This window comes from Halomonas sp. DP8Y7-3 (genome assembly GCF_019801675.1).
GTDB classification, from domain to species: domain Bacteria; phylum Pseudomonadota; class Gammaproteobacteria; order Pseudomonadales; family Halomonadaceae; genus Halomonas; species Halomonas litopenaei_A.
In genome coordinates this window covers 255,662-276,074 of sequence record NZ_JAHVIO010000014.1, presented here as the reverse complement: position 1 = coordinate 276,074, position 20,413 = coordinate 255,662, and the positions used below count along the sequence as shown (strand labels likewise).

Genomic DNA, 20,413 nt, shown 5'->3' with positions numbered 1-20,413 from the left:
CGGATGCGTGGCTATTATCCATACAAGCCGATGCCCTTGCCATGACGTCGGCCAACGCTGTGCCTGAAAGACCTGACCTGGCCGCCGGCAAGGTCTTGTCAGAGAGGAGCAAGTCGCTGTGCAGATGGGGGAGCTGAAAGGGCGCTGAACAAGGGCAGCCACCCGCGCCTCAAGCCCGTGTGACGGGGACAAGGAAGGTCCACCAGCAGGAGTGCCATGGACATGACGGGCGGTCGGTCACTGTATTGGCGTGGCGCTGCCAAGGCGGGACAGGGGTCGCGCCAGAGGCGCGGTGGTGGGCCTGCGTGGCCATCACCGGCTGTCAGTCTAGCCAGCGGCGCCACCTTGGGTGGCGCGCTGATCGGCGTGGCGGAGCCTGCCATGTACCTTCTGCTCGCGGTCGCAGTGGCCAGTCTTGCCGCGCGACGCTGGCGGCTGCTGCTGGGTGCATGGGTGGCGCTATGGGTGCTGCTGTCGCTGTTGCAGCAGCAAGGCGCGCGTCTTCCGGCGGGCCTTGCCGGAGTCACCTTGTTGGCCGATGTCCGTGTCGGCGCGGCACGTGAGCTGGCCGGGGCGCAGCGCCTGACGCTGGAGGTCGAGCGCTGTGAACCGATGCTGGCTGACAGGCTTGCCTGCGATCGCCTGGAGCGGGTTCGCGTCACCCATTACCTGGCGGCACATCAGGCAGCCGGTCTCGGCAGCCCGCTGCCGAGTGGACGCATGAGAGTGGGTGAGCGCTGGCGCCTGGCGCTGCGTCTGCGGCCGCCAACTGGCTTGGCCAACCCTGGCCGCTTCGACTATGAACGCTGGCTGTGGCAGCAGGGCATTCAGGCGATCGGTGCCGTGGTATCGGAACCCCCGCCGTATCGCCGGGCGCTGGCACCAGAGGATCTGCGCGAGTCGCTGCTGGCCACGCTGGAGGGTCTGGCCTTGGCCGAGCGCACTCGTCGCTGGCTGGCGGCGCTGACGCTGGGTCGGGGCGAGCGCCTGGAGGCACAGGAGTGGCAGCTGCTGAACAGCACTGGAACCACTCATCTGGCGGTCGTGTCCGGGCTGCACGTTGGCTTGGTGGCGGTGCTCGCACTGGGCTGTGGGCGCTGGCTGTCTCGGAGGATTCAGCCTGGACACTGGCGTCTGGTGCGCTGGCCATGGTGGTGGGCGGGAGGCTTTACCGCAGGCTTCGTCTGGCTGGTGGGTGCCGAGCCCCCGGCACTCAGGGCGCTGGTGATGATTGTCATCGCCCTATGGGTCGCCGGCGGTCGTCATGCGCCGTCGGCGTGGCAAGGCTTGGCGGTGGCCTGGACGCTGGTGGTACTTATCGATCCGCTGTCGCTCTGGCGTCCGGGGCTATGGTTGTCCTTTGGGGCGGTAGCCGCGTTGATCATTATGTGGCAAGGGCGCGGTCTGAAGCCGCACCAGCGGTCGGGCCGGGGCGTGCAGACGGCGTTGGTCACGCTGGTGCGTACCCAGCTTCTGCTGGCGCTTCCCATGGCGGGGCTGGTGCTGGCCTTTACGGGTCAAGTGTCGCTGGTGACGGTGCTGGCGAACCTGGTGGCGGTGCCGCTGGTGTCGCTGATACTGGTGCCGGCGGGCATGCTGGGTTGGGCGGTACTGCTCGTAGCTCCGCCGCTGGCACTGTGGTGGTGGAAGGGATGGGGGTGGGTGCTGGCGGCACTGCTTGAGCTGCTTGAGGGGCTGTCCTTGCCAGCCGCGATGCTGTGGCTCGATGTCGATATCCGGCTCTCGCTGGCGTTGCTGCTGTGGGGCATTGGCGTCGTCATCTGTCTGCCCGGCATTGGGCGCGGTCTCAAGGGGGGCGCAGTGATCGCTCTGGGCGTTGCCCTGATCAGTCTGGCGCCGGCACGGCCCGACCCCCGTACCGTTCGCCTGGTGGTGTGGGATGTGGGGCAGGGCTTGATGGTCGAAGTCCATACCGCTGGCCATCGGCTGCTGTATGACAGTGGCCCACGCTATGCCTCCGGCTATGCCCCTATCGACGGTATCTGGCCGTCACCCCAGCAGTTTGACCAGGTCATTATCAGCCATGCTGACCTGGACCACTCGGGTGGCGTGGCGCGCCTGGTCGAACAGCATGAGGTGGCGCACTGGTGGCATCCCGCTGGACGGATACCCGGTTTACCTGCTGAGCAAGCTGCCGACGGCTGCCACTGGGGGCAGCAATGGCGCTGGGAGGGCGTCGACTTTCGTTTTCTATGGCCAGGCTCGGATGAGGCTGTCGCGACACTGGAGTCCAATGACCAGTCCTGCGTGTTGCTGGTCAGCTCCCCTGGGGGGAGTGTGCTGATTACCGGCGACGCCAGTCGCCGGGTCGAGCGCTACCTCATCGCTCAGCTGCCCTCGCCGCCGGCGGTGCTGGTGGTCGGGCACCATGGCAGCGACGACAGTACCGGCGCCGCACTGATCGACGCCAGGGCGCCGCAGTTGGCGGTAGCCTCCAGCGCCGCCTTCAACCGGTTTGGCCATCCCCATGATGATGTGATTCGGCGGCTTCGGCAGGCAGGCAGCTGTATCCTCGACACAGGGCTCGATGGTCAGCTGGTGATCGATCTGGACAGGGCCGGCGTGCATCTGGTCAGCAGTGGACGCCGACGTCATCTGCACGGCGGTGTCGAAGGTCTCTGCCATGGGGTAGAATCTCGCCACTGAATCTCGCTGCCCTGTGCAACCTGCTGGTGTGCCAGCGAGCTGGCGTCGTCAACAGGCTCGGTCGCGGCTGATGCCGAAGAGGCTGAATGCTGCGCTGATCGACGTGCTGGTGGTCGACGTGCTGGCAGTTGACCTGTTGGCAGTCGACCTGCTGGCAGAAACGCAGCAGGTGAACCCAGCCAGGCTGGGTCATGCGACAGGGCTGATTCCCCTTGCAACTGGAGCCAACGTGAGCGAATACTCCGGCTGGGCGCTCTACAAGCGCCTCCTTGGTTACGTCAGGCCGTTCTGGAAGTCCTTTCTTGTCGCAGTGATCGGTTACGCGATCTACGCGGCCTCCAGTACGGCGCTGGCCGAGATGATGAAGCGCCTGATCGACGGCATTCAGAATCCCGACGCAGCGTTTCGACTGTTTTTGCCGCTGTTTGTGGTGGGCATGTTCGGCGCGCGCGGTCTCGGCACCTTCCTCGGCACCTATTTCATGAGCAATGTGGCGCGCAATATGGTTCATCGGCTGCGCTGCGATGTGTTCAATCACATGCTGAGACTACCGGGGCGATTCTTCGACAATCACTCCTCGGGGCATCTGATCTCCCGCGTCACCTATCACGTGGAGCAGGTGACCGGTGCGGGCACCAAGGCCATTACGGTGGTGCTGCAGGAAGGCCTGTTCGTGCTCGGCCTGCTGGGCTATCTGCTGTGGACGAACTGGATGCTGACGCTGCTGTTCATGGCAGTGACGCCATTGATTGGTGGCGTAGTCAGCTATGCCAGCAAGCGATTTCGCAAGATTTCCAAGCGCATCCAGCGCTCCATGGGGGATGTCACCCATGTCGCCTCCGAGGCGCTGACCGGCTATCGCGTCGTGCGCACCCACGGGGCAGAGCAATACGAGATGACCCGCTTCCATGACGCCAGTGAGGTCAATCGTCGACAGAGCCTCAAGGAGGCCTTGACCAAGGCCACCAGCACCCCGGTCATCCAGCTGTTGGTCGCCCTGTCGCTGGCGCTGCTGGTGTGGCTGGCGATGTCGCCTGCGCTGATGGACAACATGACCCCAGGCGAGTTCGTGGCCTTCATCACCGCAGCGTCGCTGATGGCCAAGCCCATCCGCTCATTGAGCGAGATCAACGGCACCATCCAGAAGGGGATCGCCGCCTCCAGTGAGCTGTTCGGCCTGCTGGATGAGCCCGAGGAAGTCGATAGCGGGAGCTTGGTCCCGGGTCGTCTGCGTGGTGACATTCAGCTCGAGCAGGTGCGTTTCGCCTATGGCAGTGAACAGCCGGAGGTGCTCAAGGGCATTGACCTTAGCGTTCGTCAGGGGGAAATGGTTGCCATCGTCGGACGCTCGGGCAGCGGCAAGTCCACCCTGGTGAGCCTGTTGCCGCGCTTCTATCAAGCCACCGGCGGTCGCATTCTGATTGATGACGTCGCCATTGAGGAGTACCAGCTGACGGCGCTGCGTCAGCAGATCGCCCTGGTCAGTCAGCAGGTCACGCTGTTCAACGCCACCATCGCCGAGAACATCGCCTATGGCGTCCCAGACGCGGATCCTGCCGCGATCGAGGCTGCCGCCAAGGCGGCCCATGCCCACGAGTTCATCGAGCGCATGCCCGGCGGCTACCAGGCGCTGGTAGGAGACAACGGCGTGATGCTGTCAGGCGGCCAGCGTCAGCGCATGGCCATCGCCCGGGCGATATTCAAGGATGCGCCGATCCTGGTGCTCGATGAAGCGACCTCTGCGCTCGACACGGAATCCGAGCGCCATATCCAGGCGGCTTTGGAAGAGGTCTGCAAAGGCCGCACGACGCTGGTCATCGCTCACCGCCTGTCGACGATTGAACGCGCCGATCGCATTCTCGTGATGGAGCAGGGGGAAATTATCGAGCAGGGCAGTCACAGTGAGTTGCTGGAGCGTGAGGGGGCTTACGCCGCCCTGCACCAGCTGCAGTTTCAGGAGGCCTGAATGGGGCTTGGTCAACGCTGGCTCGATGCCGCCTACCGAGGCTCGCCGTGGCTGACCTTGCTGCGCCCGCTGGAGCTTCTGTATCGGCGTGAAGTCGAGCGGCGCGCCAAGGCGTACCGACAGGGTTCTCGCCAGGCCTGGCGAGCGTCCGTACCGGTCATCGTGGTGGGTAATCTGACCCTGGGCGGTACCGGCAAATCCCCGCTGGTGGCCTGGCTTGCTCGGCGCCTGAAGGAGCAGGGTTGCCGCCCTGGAGTGCTCTCGCGCGGCTATGGCGGTAAGTCGGACGCCTATCCACTGCTGCTGACGCCCACCACTGAGGTAGCAGAATGCGGCGATGAGCCCCGGATGCTGGCGGATCAGACCGGACTGCCGGTGGTGGTGGATCCGGACCGCCCGCGTGGCGCTCAGCGCCTCATCGATGAAGGCTGCGACGTGATTGTCACCGATGATGGTCTGCAGCATCACGCCCTGGCTCGCGACATCGAGCTGGTCGTGGTGGATGGCAGGCGCGGGTTCGGCAATCGACGCTGCTTGCCCGCCGGTCCCTTGCGTGAGCCCTTGACCCGACTTTCCAGTGTTGACGCCCTGTTGATCAATGGCGATGGAGCTGCCAGCTTGCCCGCAGGGTACCGCATGCGGCTCGAGCCTTCAGGCTGGCGCCGGTTGGGGGATTCACGGGTCTATCCGCCGTCACCCTTGCCGTTCGACGGCCCAGTAGTGGCCGTGGCCGGCATCGGGCATCCGCAGCGATTTTTCGCCACCCTGGATGAGCTGGGGGTCGACTACCTGGCTCGGCCTTTCAGCGATCATCATCGTTATACCCCTGCGGATGTAACGACGGACAACGGGCAGCCAATGGTCATGACCGCCAAGGATGCGGTCAAATGCAGGGACCTGGCTCCGACAGATGGCTGGGTGCTGGATGTGGAGGCGCGTCCAGACCCTGACTTTATTCGCTGGTTCGATCAGCGCACGGCTGGTTGGTCGGATGGGCGCCGAGATACGGCGGCAGGCGCCTCCGGCGCTGACGGTATCCAATGACGAGATTCTGAAGTGGGGAGACGATGATGGACAAGGAACTTCTGGCAATGCTGGTGTGCCCCCAATGTCAGGGCAAGCTGCGCTATGACCGCGAGGCCAACGAACTGTGCTGTCTGTATGACGGCCTGGCCTATCCGGTACGAGACGGGATTCCGGTGATGCTGGCAGAGGAAGCCAGGGTCATGGACGTGGATGAGACGCTGAAGAGCCATCCAGGGCGCGGCGAGCCGCAAGGGTAGGGAGCAGTATCGATGCAGGATTTCATTGTCGTGATTCCAGCACGCTACGCCTCGACGCGGTTGCCGGGCAAGCCTCTTGCCGACATCGCCGGGCGTCCCATGGTGGCCAGGGTCTGGGATCTGGCCAAGCGCTCACTGGCAAGTCGAGTCGTGATCGCTACTGACGACCCGCGCATCGAGCAGACAATGTCTGACCTTGGTGCGGAAGTGGTGATGACCCGTGCGGATCACTCGACCGGCACCGATCGGCTTGCGGAAGTGGTCGATCTGCTGCATCTGAACGATGAGGCAGTGCTGGTCAATGTTCAGGGCGATGAGCCCTTGCTGCCGCCGGAGCTTGTCAATCAGGTGGCGATTCGCCTGATGCGGGACGAGGGGGCATCGGTCGCGACCCTGGCAGAATCCATTGGCGATGTGGACACCTTGTTCAATGCCAACGTGGTCAAGGTGACCCGTGCCGCCTCGGGGCGGGCGCTGACCTTTACCCGGGCGCCGATGCCGTGGGACCGAGAGGGCTTCCGTGAGCCCCCCAGCGTATTGACCACCGATGCCTGGCTACGCCATATCGGGCTGTATGCGTATCGCGCGAGCTTTTTGCGCGCCTACAGCGAGTGGCTGCCCGCTCCTATCGAGCAGCTGGAGCAGCTGGAGCAATTGCGCGCGTTGCACTACGGACACGCTATTCAGGTGGCTCTGGCAGAGCAGACGCCAGGAGCCGGCGTGGATACAGAGGAGGACCTCGCCCGCGTGCGCGCTCACTTCGAGCAGCGGGCGAGAGGAGCCACGCCATGAGACTGGACGACTCGCCCGCGAAGATTCGTGTGCTGTTTGTCTGCCTGGGCAATATCTGCCGCTCGCCGACCGCAGAGGGAGTGTTCCGTCAGCAGGTGCGCGCGTTAGGCCTTGATGACCGCGTCGAGATTGACTCGTGTGGCACCGGCGGCTGGCACATCGGCGAGCCCCCCGATGCACGGGCGCAGCAGGCGGCGAAGCAGCGGGGCATCGATATTTCCGGGTTGCGTGGTCGGCAGCTGTGCCAAGAGGATTTTTCGCGTTTCGATGTTGTACTGGCGATGGACCACGACAACCTCGCCGAGCTGGAGCGATGGATGCCGGCCGATAGCCAGGCTTCCATAGGCTTGTTGATGGAGTGGGCCGGTGAGCCTGGGGCGGCCGTGCCGGATCCTTACTATGAAGGTGGCTTCGATAGGGTCTATGCGATGATCGAGCGGGCCTCCCAGGCGCTTGCGGCAGAGCTGGAACAGCGCCTGGAGGCGGCGAGGTGAAGCTATCCATCGAGCACGACGTGATGCTGTCCGGGGCCAACACGCTCGGCCTGCCCTGCAGGGCGGAGCGAGTGGCAGTCGCCAGGGATCGTCAGCAACTGGCAGCACTGCTGGAGAGCAGCCGCGATGAGCCGGTGACGCTGTTGGCCGGGGGCAGCAACCTGATCCTGCCCAGCGTGCTTCCAGGACTGACGCTTCGGCCCCAGCTGGACTACTGGTGGATCGAGCGTTGCGGCAGCGAGGCCCTGGTGCACGTGGGGGCGGGGGTCAGCTGGCATCGGCTGGTGATGGCCCTGGCTCGCGACGGCTGGTGGGGGCTCGAGAACCTTGCCCTGATTCCCGGTCATTGTGGAGCGGCACCCATACAGAATATCGGTGCCTACGGCGTCGAACTGGCCGACGTGCTGGCCTCGGTGAGCGTTCTTCATCGCGCCGACGGCAGGGCGGAGACGCTGGACGTAGATGCCTGTGGCTTCGGCTACCGGGAGAGTCGCTTCAAGGGGGAGTGGCAGGGGAAAGTGATCATCACCGACCTGACCCTCAAGGTGACTCGCCATGGAGCTCCCAGGCTCGGATATGGCGATCTGGCCCAGCGGGTGAGTGCCAAGGCGTCGGCCCTGGAGGTCGCCGAGGCCGTCTGTCAGGTGCGTCAAGAAAAGTTGCCGGATCCGCAGGTCCTCGGCAACGCCGGCAGTTTTTTCAAGAATCCCGTGGTGGATGCGTATCGGGCTGAGGCATTGGCCGAACAGTTTCCCGCCATGCCCCGCTACCTGCTGGAAGATGGCAGGGTCAAGCTGGCCGCTGGCTGGTTGATTGATCAGTGCGGTTTGAAAGGCTGGCGCGACGGTCACTTCGGCGTTCATGACCGCCAGGCGCTGGTGCTGGTGCATCATGGTGGCGGCGATGCACGGGAGCTGCTGACTTTCGCCGACAAGGTGGCTGGACGGGTGGCAGAGCGCTTTGGGGTTACGCTGGAGAGGGAGCCCCGCCTGGCCTAGGCGATGGTGGCCACGGGCCAAGGTCGCTGAGCACGGTGTCTATCACGTCTGCACAAAAAAACGCCCGCAGCCTTGGCTGCGGGCGTTTTTGGTTGGCCGAGACTAGACGTTGTGACTATCGCCCGTCTTGTCCTGGCTGGCAGCCACCGAGCCTGACTCACGCTTTCGCTGTTCGCGCGGGTCGTTGTGGGCACGGCGACGGCGGCGACGAGCAGGCTTGTCCGACGCGCTGCTCTTGCTGTCGCTATCGTCTTCTGCCTTGGCTTCAGCTGTCGGGGCCTCAGCAGCCTTGCTCTCAGCTTCCGCCTTCGACTCTGCCGGCTTAGCATCAGCCGCCTTCGCTTCAGCCGTTTTGGTCTCGCTCGGCTTGGTTTCGCTCGGCTTGGGCTCGCTCGGCTTTGCTTCGGTCGGCTTGGGCTCAGCAGGCTTTGACGCAACAGCCTTGCTGTCAGTCACCGCCTTGCCTTCCGTCGGCTTCGTTTCAGCCGCTTTGGACTCAGCAGGCTGGGCCTCGACAGCCTTGGACTCGGCAGGCTTGGACTCAACAGCCTTGCTGTCAGTCGCCGCCTTGGCTTCCGTCGGCTTCGCTTCAGCCGCTTTGGCCTCAGCAGGCTGGGCCTCGACAGCCTTGGACTCGGCAGGCTTGGACTCAACAGCCTTGCTGTCAGTCGCCGCCTTGGCTTCCGTCGGCTTCGCTTCAGCCGTTTTGGACTCAGCAGGCTTGGCTTCAGCGGGCTTGGTCTGGGCAGGCTTGGACTCAACAGCCTTGCTGTCAGTCGCCGCCTTGGCTTCCGTCGGCTTCACTTCCGCTGTCTTGGTCTCAGCCGACTTGGTCTCGGCAGACTTGCTGTCAGTCGCCGCCTTGGCTTCCGTCGGCTTCACTTCCGCTGGCTTGGTCTCAGCCGACTTGGTCTCGGCGGGCTTGGACTCAACGGGCTTGGACTCAACGGGCTTGGACTCAGCAGCCTTGGTGTCAGCCGCCTTGCTGTCAGCTTCCGCCTTGGTGTCAGCTGGCTTGGCTTCGGTCGGCTTGGCTTCAGCGGTTTTGGTCTCAGTCGCCTTACTGTCCGCTTCCGGCTTGGCTTCAGCAGGCTTGGCTTCAGCGGTCTTGGTGTCAGCTTTCTGCTTGGGATCCGCTGCCTTGGCGTCGGTGGGCTTGGCGTCTGCCGTCTTGGCGTCAGCAGCCTTGGACTCAGTCTCCGCCGGGGCGTTGACGTTCTGGCCGGCCTTAGTGGCTGGGACCTTGGAAGCGTCAGTGGTGTCCGCTTCGGCGGACTGACCATGGTCGTCGCTAGCGGCAGCCTCTGCCTGCAGGCGCTGTTGCTCCTTTACGGCATCGGGATTGATCGCCTGCTTGCGGCTGCGATTGCGCGGATTGTTGCGGGTGCGCTTTGGCTTGGTGTCCTTGGGTGCGTCGCTGGCAGCCGGGCCGTCAGCCTGAGCGGCGCTCTGGCTGTTCTTGGCCGTGCTGGGCTTGGCACTGGATGCCTTGCTGTCGTCGCTCTTGCGAGACTCCTGCTGACGCGGCTCTTGTTGGCGTGACGCCTGCTGACGTCCGTCGTCGCGACGTGAGCGCTGACGGTTGTCGTTGCCATCGCTCTTGTCGTTACGGTTGTCGGCCTTGGGCTGACGACGATCCTGCTGGCGGCGGTCCTGACCACTGCTGTCACTGCGACGTTCCTGGCCGCTGTTGTCACTGCGACGGTCCTGGTTATCGCTGCGCCCGGCGCGTTGGCTGTTGCTCTGCTGGCGCTGGTTGGTCTGACCGTTGCTGCGACGATTGCGCTGACGTCCGCTCTCGCTACGCTGGCCGCCGTCAGAGCGCTGCTGCCGTTCGGAGGCGTTGGCGTTCGTCTTGCGCGTGTCGGAGCGAGCGCTGTCGCTGGTGTCTTCTTCGCCGCCGAGGAAGCGAGCGAAGCCTTTCACCAGGCGCCCAAACAGTCCCGCATTGTGCACGCCCGCCTGACTGGTATTGGCTGCCGGCTGGCGCTGTTGCCGCGCAGGGGTCTGGCGGCTGGCGCGCTGAGGCGCTGCCGGGCGCGCTTCCTTGGCCACTTCTTCCTCGTTGAGAGAAGCGGGGGCGGGAGCGTTATGCACGACGCTCTTCACCGCTGCCTCGGCGCGCTGCACCGGCTTGCCGAACGCAGCGTCGGGTTCCTTGCCGACCTCGGTGTCGGTGGACAGCTCGAAGCTGGAGGCGTGGGCGGTGCCTTCTTCATCGACGTGATCATCGCGCAGGCGCTGCACGTCGTAGTGCGGCGTATCCATGTCCGGGCTGGGCAGCACGACCACGCGCACGCCTTGACGACGCTCGATTTCGGCCAGCACGGCGCGCTTCTCGTTGAGCAGGTAGGTGGCTACCGGCACCGGCAGAATGGCGCGAATCTGCGCGCTGCGCTCCTTCATCGCCTCTTCTTCGATCAGGCGCATCACCGACAGCGACAGCGAGCGGACATCGCGGATAGTGCCCTGACCATCGCAGCGGGGACAGACCACGCCGCTGGTTTCGCCCAGGGAAGGGCGCAGGCGCTGGCGTGACATTTCCATCAAGCCAAAGCGTGAGATGCGTCCGATCTGGACCCGGGCGCGATCAAGCTTGAGGGCATCACGCGCGCGATTCTCGACCTCACGCTGATTGCGTGCGGGCCCCATGTCGATGAAGTCGATGACCACCAGGCCACCGATGTCCCGCAGACGCAGCTGTCGTGCGATTTCGTCGGCAGCCTCGAGGTTGGTCTGCAGTGCGGTCTCTTCAATATCGCTGCCGCGGGTGGCCCGCGCCGAGTTGATGTCGATGGACACCAGCGCCTCGGTGTGATCGATGACGATGGACCCACCGGAGGGCAACTTGACCTCCCGCTCGTAGGCCGTCTCGATCTGTGACTCGATCTGGAAGCGGGAGAACAGCGGTACCTCATCGGCGTACAGCTTGATCTTCTGCTGATAGGAGGGCATCACCTGGCGAATGAAGGAGAGCGCTTCCTGGTGAACCTCGGGGCTGTCGATCAAGACCTCGCCGATGTCCTGGCGCAGGTAGTCGCGCATGGCGCGAATAATGACGTTGGATTCGCGGTAGATCAGGAAAGGCGCAGAACGCTTGCCGGCCTCTTCGGTGATGGACTCCCACACCTGAACCAGATAGTCCAGATCCCACTGGAGTTCTTCCGGGGAGCGCCCGATACCTGCGGTACGGACGATCAGGCCCATCTTGTCAGGCACCGTCAGCTGGCCCATGGCTTCCTTGAGCTGGGCACGTTCCTCGCCTTCGATGCGACGCGAGATACCGCCGGCGCGGGCATTGTTGGGCATGAGGACCAGGAAGCGGCCAGCCAGGCTGACAAAGGTGGTCAGTGCAGCACCCTTGTTGCCACGTTCTTCCTTGTCGACCTGAACGATGACTTCCTGGCCTTCCTTGAGGACTTCCTTGATGCTGGGACGTCCTGAGGGCTCCTTGATGAAGTACTCGCGAGCGATTTCCTTGAGCGGCAGGAAACCGTGTCGCTCGGCACCAAAGTCGACGAACGCCGCTTCGAGGGAGGGTTCCACGCGGGTGATCTTGCCGCGATAGATGTTGGCTTTTTTCTGTTCCCGGGCACCGGATTCGATGTCCAGGTCGTACAGGCGTTGTCCATCCACCAGGGCGACGCGCAGCTCTTCAGGCTGGGTCGCGTTGATGAGCATCCGTTTCATGTTGTCTCGCAAAATGGGCGCGCCGGAGGGCGCCCATTGGCAACGGCAATGGTGAACCGCTGGTGCAGCGTGCTTGTGCTCAGCGCATGTCGCGGAAGCTGCGCCCGGCCACGACATCCAGCTGCGATCGCCGTGGCATGATCATGTTGAGTACGGGGCGGAGGGAGAACGTGTCTCGGTGGGGCCTTGCCCATCCGGTCCTGCCGTCACCGCCAACACCTGGCATTCAATCGATTCACCGTTGCCGGCCTCCGGCACGGTGTTGTACGTCTCCCGACGACAGTGGAGGGCGACCACTCAGGGTGGAGGCATGTCCGTTGCGTCGGGCGTGATGTTGTCACCTTTACATCGGCGGCGGGATCTCTCAGGGATCGTCGCGGCCTCTGCGGTAAACGCTGTGTCAGTCACATTTCGCTCAGGCCTGCGTGTCTGTCGTGCAGGCGCTTGCTGGGATCAATCGGACCCGGGGAGCGAGAGGGCAATATAACAGTAATGCCAAGGGTCAGCAATTGGCGACAAGCTGCGCTAGAATGGCGTTTTAATGCGGGTTTCCAGTGGAGTGACAGCGTGGCCGAAGGGCGTGACGTACAGTGGGTGGAAGTGACCGAGGGCCAGGTCGGCCAGCGCGTCGATAACTTTTTGATGAGTCGGCTCAAGGGCGCGCCGCGCTCGCTGGTGTACCGGATCGTGCGCAAGGGCGAGGTGCGGGTCAACAAGAAGCGGGTGAAGGCGGACACGCGTCTGGCGCTGGGGGATCTGGTGCGCATCCCGCCGCTCAAACTGGCGCCACAGGAGGCAGTGCGCGAGGTCAGTGACAACCTGCGCAACCTGCTGGCCGGCAGTGTGCTGCTGGAAGGGCCGGACTGGATGGTGCTGAACAAGCCCTCAGGGCTTGCCGTGCACGGAGGCAGTGGCGTCAAGATCGGCTTGATCGAGGCGCTCCGCCAGGTGCGGGAAGATCTGGATTTTCTTGAGCTGGTGCACCGACTGGACCGTGACACCTCCGGCTGCCTGCTGTTGGCCAAGTCGCGTCCTGCGCTGCTGTCGCTCAACCAGTCCTTGAAGCAACACAAGATGAACAAGCAGTACCTGGCGCTGGTGGCCGGGCGCTGGCCCGCCCGACGTGACTTCGTGAGTGCACGCCTGGATCGCTACGACGCCGGCAATGGCGAGCGACGGGTGAGAGTCGATGCGGCGGGCAAGGTGGCGCGTACTCGTTTCGCCGTGCGCGAAACCTTTGCCGGTGCCACCCTGGTCGAGGCTGAGCCGATTACCGGTCGTACCCATCAGATTCGCGTGCATGCGACCCATGGCGGCCATCCATTGCTTGGTGATGACAAGTACGGCAGTCGTGAGGGCGCTCGCCTGAGTCGCGAACTGGGTCTTGAACGGCTGTTCTTGCACGCGGCGTCACTGACCTTTCCTGAGCCGACCAGTCAGCGTCCGGTGCAGATTCGGGCGCCGCTGGATGACGGTCTCGAGGCGGTGCTCGAGCGCGCGAGAAGGCGTCAATAAGCCAGCTGGAGGAGGTCTCAGGCGGCCTGCTGGCATGTCCTTCAGGGGTATCTCGCCTGCACACCTTTTTGTGGCGGTGGCTGCTGCCATGACCAACTCTTCCGGTAAGGAGTCGGCGCCTTGCGGCGACGACTCAGGACAGCCCCAGAGGAGAGATGGCGATGCGTGTGTTGAGCGAGAAGGTGACCTTTGCCGGTCAGGATGGACAGCAGCTGGCGGCGCGCCTGGATCGCCCTGAGGGCAGCGAGCCCCAAGCCGTGGCGATCTTTGCGCACTGTTTCACCTGCACCAAGGATATTCTTGCCGCCAAGCGTATCGCCGCCGGACTGGTATTGCGCGGCGTAGCGGTGCTGCGCTTTGACTTTACTGGGCTGGGACACTCCGAGGGTGAGTTCGCCAACACCCACTTTTCATCGAATGTCGACGACCTGTTGGCGGCCGCTGCTTATCTGGAGGGAATGGGCTTGGCGCCAGGACTGCTGGTCGGGCACTCCCTAGGCGGAGCCGCAGTGCTGGCGGCGGCGGGTCAGCTGCCGGCGGTGAAGGCGGTTGCGACCATCGGTGCTCCGTTCGATCCGGCCCATGTGCTGCATAACTTTGGCGCAAGTCTGGAGCTCATTGAGCGAGAAGGCGAAGTCAAGCTGGAGCTGGCAGGCCGCCCCTTCACCATCCGCAAGACCTTTGTCGACGACCTGCGTGAGCAGCGCCAGCGTCAGCGTATCGAGGCGCTAGGGCGCCCCTTGCTGGTGTTGCATGCGCCGGGGGATGAGACCGTCGAGATCGAGAATGCCGCTGCGATATTCGGCGCCGCTCGCCATCCCCGCAGCTTTATCTCCCTGGATGATGCCGACCACCTGCTGACCCGGGCCGCCGACGCCGAGTACGCCGCCGAAGTGGTGGCCAGTTGGGCGTCCCGCTATCTGGGGCTGGTGGCGCCCAAGCCGCTGCCGGGGGTGCCCGAAGGGGTGACCCGGGTGTCCGAGGCGGACCCCGGCGGGTTTCGCCAGGATGTGCTGGCGGGGGCGCATCATCTGCTGGCGGACGAGCCGCTATCCTATGGCGGAACCAATCTGGGATTTACGCCGTATCAGCTGCTCGCGGCCGCCCTGGGCGCCTGCACGTCGATGACGGTGCGTAGCTATGCCAGGCGCAAGAAGCTGGCCCTCGATGATGTGACGGTGGATGTCAGTCACGACAAGATTCATGCCGTGGACTGTAGCGAATGCGAGGCGAGGGGTGGCAAAATCGTCCGCTTCGAACGTGTTCTCCACCTTGCCGGTGCCTTGACCCAGGATGAGCGTGATGCGCTGCTAGCCATCGCCGACCGTTGTCCTGTGCATCTCACCCTGGAAGGTCAGGCCCTGGTGGTCACTCGACTGGCGGGCTAACCCCGCTGAGGGGTGGCAGGACACGACCCATGCAGTGAGGGCTCCCCTGCGGTGCCCGCCGAGGAGCCATGTCTTGCGCTACGATCTGACCATATTTGATTGGGATGGCACCCTGATGGACTCCATCGCCCGCATCGTTTCCTGTATGCAGGCGGCGGCCCGAGAGGTCGAGTGGGGCGAGTTGGGTGCTGCCGAGGTGCGCAACATTATCGGTCTGGGGCTGCCTGAGGCGATCGCGACGCTATGCCCGGGCATCTCTCCCGACCACGCAGAAAGGCTGAAAGCGCGATACTCCTGGCACTTCGTCGAGGGAGATTCGACGCCGGTCACCTTCTATCCGGGGGTAGAGGCAGGGCTTGCTGAGCTCTCTCGGCAAGGCGCCTTGGCCGTGGCCACCGGCAAGAGCCGCAAGGGCTTGGATCGCATCTTTCGGCAAAGCGACACCGGGCGTTTCTTTGTGGGAAGCCGGACCGCCGATGAAACTCGCTCGAAGCCGCATCCGCAGATGCTGGAGGAGTTGCTCGCCGAGTGCGGCGTGCCGCCCGAGCGAGCGATCATGATCGGCGACACCGAATATGACATGGAAATGGCGCGGGCCATCGGCATGCCGCGTATGGCGGTCAGCTACGGTGTGCATGACGTGGCAAGGCTTGAGCGCACGCAGCCGGTGCTGATCGCTGATGACTTTGGTCAGGTGCTTGAGCACTTGCGCGGATAGTGGGATGGATCATCGGACGGCTAGCTGACGTCGTGGGTGCAATAGAGCGCCAGGTGGCGGTGATGAAGAGTGGACAGCTTGTGCCGCTGTCTGGCTATCCAGAGTGTCGAGGAGTGAGATATGGCAAACACGCCCAAGGATGATCCCTGGACCGAGGGGGAAGCGTCAGTGCAGCCTGCTGCGCCAGAGCGCGGGGGGGATGACAATGCTGAGGTCCTGCGAGAGCGTCAGAGGCTGGCGCAGATCGAGAGCATGGATCGCTGGATACAGGGCGTGCTGGTCGAGCAGCGGCGTGGGCGGCGGTGGAAGCTGTTCTTTCGCTTTGCCTGGCTGCTGCTGGTCGCGGGCGTCATTGCATCGGTGTGGTATGCGTTGACGATGACACCCGACGAGGATGCCGTGCAGGGGGAGCACCTGGCGCTGGTCAGTGTCGAGGGCGTCATCGACAGCGAGTCACCGGCGAACGCTGAACGCCTGATCGAGGGTCTCGAGGCCGCGTGGGAGGCGCCGGATGCTCGCGCCATCGTGCTTCACATCAATAGTCCGGGCGGCAGTCCTGTACAGTCACAGCGGGTGTACCGGGCGATTACGGCGCTGCGCGAACAGGGGGACAAGCCGATCATTGCCGTGATCGAGGACCTCGGCGCAAGCGGTGCCTATTATATGGCGGCGGCTGCGGATGAAATCGTGGCGGCCCCGTCCAGCCTGGTGGGATCCATCGGTGTGATCTATGCCGGTTTCGGGCTTGATCAAGTGATCGACGACCTCGGTGTCGAGCGTAGAGTGTTTACCGCGGGTGATAACAAGGCATTTCTCGACCCCTTCTCCGAAATGCGCCCTGATCAGCAGGTGTTCTGGCAGAACGTGCTTGATACGACCCATCAGCAGTTTATTGACGCGGTCAAGGCCGGTCGTGGCGAACGCCTTGCCGAAGACCCGAAGGTCTTCAGCGGGTTGATCTGGACCGGGGAACAGGCCCTGGAGCTGGGCTTGGTGGACCGCCTCGGCACTCTCGATGATGAGGCCCGTCACTGGCTGGATGAGCCGGTCATCGAGGACTATACCCCCTCCCAGGACCCGCTGGACCGTCTGGCTCGCCGCTTTGGCGTGTCGCTGGCGCATTGGATGGGGTTGCCCCAGGCAGCGTCGCCGCTGCGCTATCAATTACCTTGAGCCACTGTGCTGTCAGCTGCCTTGAACCGCGAGCGCTATGAGTTGCCGTGAGCCGTTGCCTGGCGTGTAACGCCGACCGCAGAGCACGATTCGCTGCCTTTGCCTCAAGGGGGCGGGTCAGGGCGTCGCCAGCAACGGATCCGCGCCTGCCTCTCGCAGCCATCGGCAGAGCAGGATCAGAGGTAGCCCAATCAGGCTATTGGGGTCGTCTCCCTCGAGTCGTTCGAACAGGGTGATGCCGAGGCCCTCCATGCGGAAGCTGCCGGCGCATTGCAGGGGTTGCTCGCGCTCGACGTAGGCGTCAATCTCGGCGGCGCTGAGCTGCCTGAAGACAACGTCGAAGTGCTGGTGTCCTACCCAGTGTCGTTGGCGGGCGGTGTCGAGCAGGGCGAGGCCGGTGACGAAGCGCACGCGCTCGCCGGAGAACTGAGCCAGCTGAGCGCGCGCACGCTCTGCCGTATGGGGTTTGCCCAAGATCTTGTCGCCAAACACGGCGACCTGGTCGGAACCGATGATCAGGTGCGACGAGTAGATGTCCGCCAGGGCCATGGCCTTGGCGGAGGATAGTCGCTGGACCAGGGTCGTGGGAGCTTCCTGTGGGCGCGGGCTCTCGTCAATCTCAGGGCTGGCCCAGGAGAAGGGCAAGCCCAGGCGCTCGAGCAGTTCGCGGCGCCAGGGTGAGCTGGAAGCCAGGACCAGAGGTGTCATGCCGTTTTCCTTGTCGACAGTGTGGGGTAAGGCCGAGGCGCGGCGGCGTTAACGCCGGGCGTGCCGCGGATGAAAGATGAAACATGGTAACCTATTGAGTACTGGGCTTTGACAGGGGGCAGACGAGTGCCTATCATTGCGCGCCTATGTTGACCTCACGATTGCCCGGCCGGGTCGAGCCCTATAAGCTCGCAGCCCAAGCCGAACACCTTGAAGGCCTGGTGGCACTGGCCGAAATGAGTCGCTTGACCGACGAAGTCGGCGCTCAGCAGGGCGATGCCAGCGCGTGGCTGGAATTCGCCATCGACGCCCAAGGGCGTCGGGTGATCCGGGGGCGCCTGGAGGCCGAATTGCAGCTGCCCTGTCGCCGCTGCCTCGAGCCCATGGCTCAACATGTCGCAAGCGACTTCCTGCTCGGGCTCGTCAGCAGTGACGACCTGGCCGCGGACCTGCCTAGCACCCATGAGCCGGTGCTGGTGGAAAATGAACAGCTGGATCTCCTGGGTGTGATCGAGGATGAACTGATCCTCAGTCTGCCCCAGGTGGTCTACCACGACGAGTCAGAGTGTCCTGTCTCGCGCGACCAGCTGAGCAGCGGGGCAGAGGCCGAAGTTTCGGAAGCGCCCTCTGGCAGCCCCTTTGACGTGCTCAAGCGCCTCAAGGGCAACACCGATACCTGATCGATATTTTGTGGAGTGATTTCCCATGGCAGTTCAACAGAACCGTAAGACTCGTTCCAAGCGCGGCATGCGTCGTAGCCACGACGCCCTGAGCGCGCCGACCCTGTCCCAGGACAAGGAAACTGGTACTACTCACCTGCGTCACCACGTGTCTCCGGACGGCTTCTACCGTGGTCGCAAGGTTGTCGACGTATAAGTCGACAACGGCTGATACTCGCTGGCCGCCGTAATGCGGATCGCCGTTGATGCCATGGGTGGGGACAAAGGTCCTCGCGCCACCGTGGCAGGCGCGGCCAGCGCTGTCATCGAAGACCCCCAGATCGATATCCAGCTGTTTGGCCCCAAGGCCCTGTTGGAAGATGAGATCTCACGCCTGCCGCGGCCTCTGGTCGCGGCGGCGTCGCATTTGCACCTCTGTGATGCCCCAGACGTCATCGCCGCCGATATGCGCGCCTCCCAGGCGCTGCGAAGCGGTGGCCGTTCGAGCATGGCGCGTATGCTGGAGAGTGTTGCAGCAGGTGATGCAGCGGTTGGGGTGAGTCCGGGCAACACCGGCGCTCTGATGGCGCTGTCGCGCCGAGCGCTGGGAATGGTGCCCGGCGTCCCGAGGCCTGCCATCAGCACCGCCATCCCGACGCGGGATGATGGGCGCTGTTATTTGCTTGACCTGGGTGCCAATGTCGATGTTTCGGCAGAGCGATTGGTGGACTTTGCCCTGATGGGCGATATTATGGCCCGCCACGTTGATGGCCTGGTCGCCCCGAGGATCGCGCTGTTGAATGTCGGCGTTGAATCCACGAAGGGTTCTGCCGTGGTCCAGGACGCTGATGCCATGCTGCGACAGCTGCCTGGGCTCAACTATCTGGGGTTTATCGAGGGCGATGGCGTGTTTGCCGGCGAGGCAGACGTCGTGGTCTGCGATGGCTTTGTCGGCAATGTGCTGCTCAAGGCCAGCGAGGGGCTGGCCAAGATGCTGGTCAGGCGCGTTCAAGCCACCTTCGAGGCGCACTGGGGTAGTCGTCTGGTGGGGCTGCTGGCGCGTCCAGCCCTTAAACGATTGAAGAGCGAACTGGATCCCGTTCGCTACAATGGCGCCAGTCTGCTTGGGCTGGCCGGGATCGTGATCAAGAGTCATGGCAGCTGTGACGCCCAGGGCTTTCACTACGCCCTGAGACGCGCGTCCCAGGAGGTGCGCCGTGACTTGCCGAGCCGGCTGCACGCCGAGCTCGACCATCGTCGTTTGGCACGGACGCGTACCCGCTGAGGGTGGGCGTGGTGCCGGGCGGCAGCCAACAAGAGCATAGGTGATCAAGATGACACAACCGCTTGCCCTCATCTTCCCTGGGCAGGGGTCGCAACAGATCGGCATGCTGCGCGATCTCGCCGAACGCTACAGCGTGGTGAGAACCACCTTCGAGGAAGCCTCCGAGGCACTGGGCTATGACCTTTGGCAGGTGGTCCAGGAGGGGCCGGAAGAGTCGCTGAATGCAACGGCATGCACGCAGCCAGCGCTGCTGGCATCCAGCGTGGCCATCTGGCGTGTCTGGCAGGAGCTTGAAGGGCCTCGCCCCGGTGCCATGGCTGGCCACAGTCTCGGCGAGTACAGCGCCATGGTGTGCGCTGGAGCGCTGCCGTTTGCAGAAGGTATTCGTCTCGTGCGTCTGCGCGGCGAGGCCATGCAGCAGGCGGTGCCTGCGGGGCAGGGCGCCATGGCGGCCATTCTTGGGCTGGACGACGCTGCGGTAGAGCAGGCCTGTGCGTCCGCCGCTGAAGGCGACGTGGTCTCGGCGGTCAACTACAATGCACCCGGTCAGGTGGTGATTGCGGGCAGCAAGGCGGCCGTAGAGCGTGCCATTGCGGCGTGTCAGGAGGCCGGGGCAAAGCGCGCTATGCCGCTGCCGGTATCCGTGCCGTCTCACTGTGCCTTGATGCGCCCTGCGGCCGAGAAGCTCGAGCAGGCCTTGGCCGAGGTCGAGTTGAAGGCGCCCCGCTATACCGTGATCCAGAACGTGGACGCGCAGGCTCACGCGGACGTGGCGACGCTGCGCACACGGCTGGTCGAGCAGCTGTATCAGCCGGTGCGCTGGGTCTCCTGTGTCGAGAAGATGGTGGCGGATGGCGCTGACGTCTTTATCGAGTGCGGGCCTGGCAAGGTGCTGACAGGGCTGAACAAGCGCATTTCTCGCGGTACGCGCGGGCTGGCGGTGAATGACCCCGACAGCCTTGCTGCGGCGCTTGAGCTGGCGCGTGAGGTGCCCGCGGTTTGACGGTGGCTGACGCCCTGACGCGTCGCCTTTTGGCCCGGCAAGAAGCCGGGCAGCAATGACCAAGCAATGGAAGT

The 20,413-nt window shown here is 64.1% G+C and carries 17 protein-coding genes; 15 read left to right on the top strand and 2 right to left on the bottom strand.

Annotation, left to right across the window (positions count from 1 at the left end):
- Nucleotides 1-222: 222 nt before the first annotated feature.
- The 7 genes from KUV86_RS15740 (at nucleotide 223) to murB (ending at nucleotide 8,200) form a co-directional block, all read left to right on the top strand.
- Complete coding sequence (locus KUV86_RS15740) at nucleotides 223-2,667, top strand: ComEC/Rec2 family competence protein (RefSeq protein ID WP_222485513.1); 2,445 nt, start codon at nucleotides 223-225, stop codon at nucleotides 2,665-2,667.
- A gap of 70 nt (nucleotides 2,668-2,737) precedes the next feature.
- Nucleotides 2,738-4,633, top strand: a complete 1,896-nt coding sequence (msbA, locus tag KUV86_RS15735) for a lipid A export permease/ATP-binding protein MsbA (protein WP_222485511.1) — start codon at nucleotides 2,738-2,740, stop codon at nucleotides 4,631-4,633.
- On the top strand, nucleotides 4,634-5,677 hold the full coding sequence (gene lpxK, locus KUV86_RS15730; protein ID WP_222163025.1) for a tetraacyldisaccharide 4'-kinase: 1,044 nt from the start codon (nucleotides 4,634-4,636) through the stop codon (nucleotides 5,675-5,677).
- A gap of 26 nt (nucleotides 5,678-5,703) precedes the next feature.
- Nucleotides 5,704-5,916, top strand: coding sequence for a Trm112 family protein (locus KUV86_RS15725; RefSeq protein WP_206937364.1), 213 nt, complete (start codon nucleotides 5,704-5,706; stop codon nucleotides 5,914-5,916).
- 12 nt (nucleotides 5,917-5,928) lie between these two features.
- Entirely contained in the window at nucleotides 5,929-6,708 is a 780-nt protein-coding gene (kdsB, locus tag KUV86_RS15720; RefSeq protein ID WP_222485509.1) for a 3-deoxy-manno-octulosonate cytidylyltransferase, read from the top strand.
- Nucleotides 6,705-7,202, top strand: coding sequence for a low molecular weight protein-tyrosine-phosphatase (locus tag KUV86_RS15715; RefSeq protein ID WP_261397673.1), 498 nt, complete (start codon nucleotides 6,705-6,707; stop codon nucleotides 7,200-7,202). The genes kdsB and KUV86_RS15715 overlap by 4 nt, the downstream gene beginning before the upstream one ends.
- Nucleotides 7,199-8,200 carry a UDP-N-acetylmuramate dehydrogenase gene (gene murB / locus KUV86_RS15710; protein WP_222163026.1) on the top strand — a complete coding sequence of 334 codons (1,002 nt, stop codon included), beginning with the start codon at nucleotides 7,199-7,201 and terminating at the stop codon, nucleotides 8,198-8,200. The genes KUV86_RS15715 and murB overlap by 4 nt, the downstream gene beginning before the upstream one ends.
- A gap of 102 nt (nucleotides 8,201-8,302) precedes the next feature.
- On the opposite strand, the gene rne is transcribed toward murB, so the two are convergent.
- Complete coding sequence (rne, locus tag KUV86_RS15705; protein WP_222485507.1) at nucleotides 8,303-11,890, bottom strand: ribonuclease E; 3,588 nt, start codon at nucleotides 11,888-11,890, stop codon at nucleotides 8,303-8,305.
- 567 nt (nucleotides 11,891-12,457) lie between these two features.
- Between rne and KUV86_RS15700 the strand changes: the two genes are divergently transcribed.
- The 4 genes from KUV86_RS15700 to sppA all read left to right on the top strand — a co-directional run bounded on the left by KUV86_RS15700 (nucleotide 12,458) and on the right by sppA (nucleotide 16,684).
- Entirely contained in the window at nucleotides 12,458-13,405 is a 948-nt protein-coding gene (locus KUV86_RS15700; RefSeq protein ID WP_222163028.1) for an RluA family pseudouridine synthase, read from the top strand.
- Nucleotides 13,406-13,566: 161 nt separating this feature from the next.
- Nucleotides 13,567-14,793, top strand: a complete 1,227-nt coding sequence (locus KUV86_RS15695; protein WP_222485505.1) for a bifunctional alpha/beta hydrolase/OsmC family protein — start codon at nucleotides 13,567-13,569, stop codon at nucleotides 14,791-14,793.
- A gap of 73 nt (nucleotides 14,794-14,866) precedes the next feature.
- A complete protein-coding gene (locus KUV86_RS15690) occupies nucleotides 14,867-15,511 on the top strand; it encodes an HAD-IA family hydrolase (protein ID WP_206937379.1) in 645 nt (214 codons plus the stop codon).
- Between the two features lie 120 nt (nucleotides 15,512-15,631).
- Entirely contained in the window at nucleotides 15,632-16,684 is a 1,053-nt protein-coding gene (gene sppA, locus KUV86_RS15685; RefSeq protein WP_206937382.1) for a signal peptide peptidase SppA, read from the top strand.
- Nucleotides 16,685-16,801: 117 nt separating this feature from the next.
- On the opposite strand, the gene KUV86_RS15680 is transcribed toward sppA, so the two are convergent.
- Entirely contained in the window at nucleotides 16,802-17,392 is a 591-nt protein-coding gene (locus KUV86_RS15680; protein ID WP_222485503.1) for a Maf family protein, read from the bottom strand.
- 146 nt (nucleotides 17,393-17,538) lie between these two features.
- Between KUV86_RS15680 and KUV86_RS15675 the strand changes: the two genes are divergently transcribed.
- The 4 genes from KUV86_RS15675 to fabD are packed head-to-tail and all read left to right on the top strand — an operon-like array spanning nucleotide 17,539 to nucleotide 20,339.
- Entirely contained in the window at nucleotides 17,539-18,072 is a 534-nt protein-coding gene (locus KUV86_RS15675) for a YceD family protein (RefSeq protein ID WP_206937387.1), read from the top strand.
- A 25-nt stretch (nucleotides 18,073-18,097) separates the two neighbouring features.
- The gene (gene rpmF / locus KUV86_RS15670) at nucleotides 18,098-18,268 is read left to right on the top strand and encodes a 50S ribosomal protein L32 (protein ID WP_010627954.1); all 171 of its coding nucleotides are present in this window, start codon (nucleotides 18,098-18,100) and stop codon (nucleotides 18,266-18,268) included.
- A 33-nt stretch (nucleotides 18,269-18,301) separates the two neighbouring features.
- On the top strand, nucleotides 18,302-19,336 hold the full coding sequence (plsX, locus tag KUV86_RS15665; protein WP_206937389.1) for a phosphate acyltransferase PlsX: 1,035 nt from the start codon (nucleotides 18,302-18,304) through the stop codon (nucleotides 19,334-19,336).
- A gap of 49 nt (nucleotides 19,337-19,385) precedes the next feature.
- The gene (gene fabD, locus KUV86_RS15660; RefSeq protein WP_222238166.1) at nucleotides 19,386-20,339 is read left to right on the top strand and encodes an ACP S-malonyltransferase; all 954 of its coding nucleotides are present in this window, start codon (nucleotides 19,386-19,388) and stop codon (nucleotides 20,337-20,339) included.
- The last annotated feature ends 74 nt before the right edge of the window (nucleotides 20,340-20,413 follow it).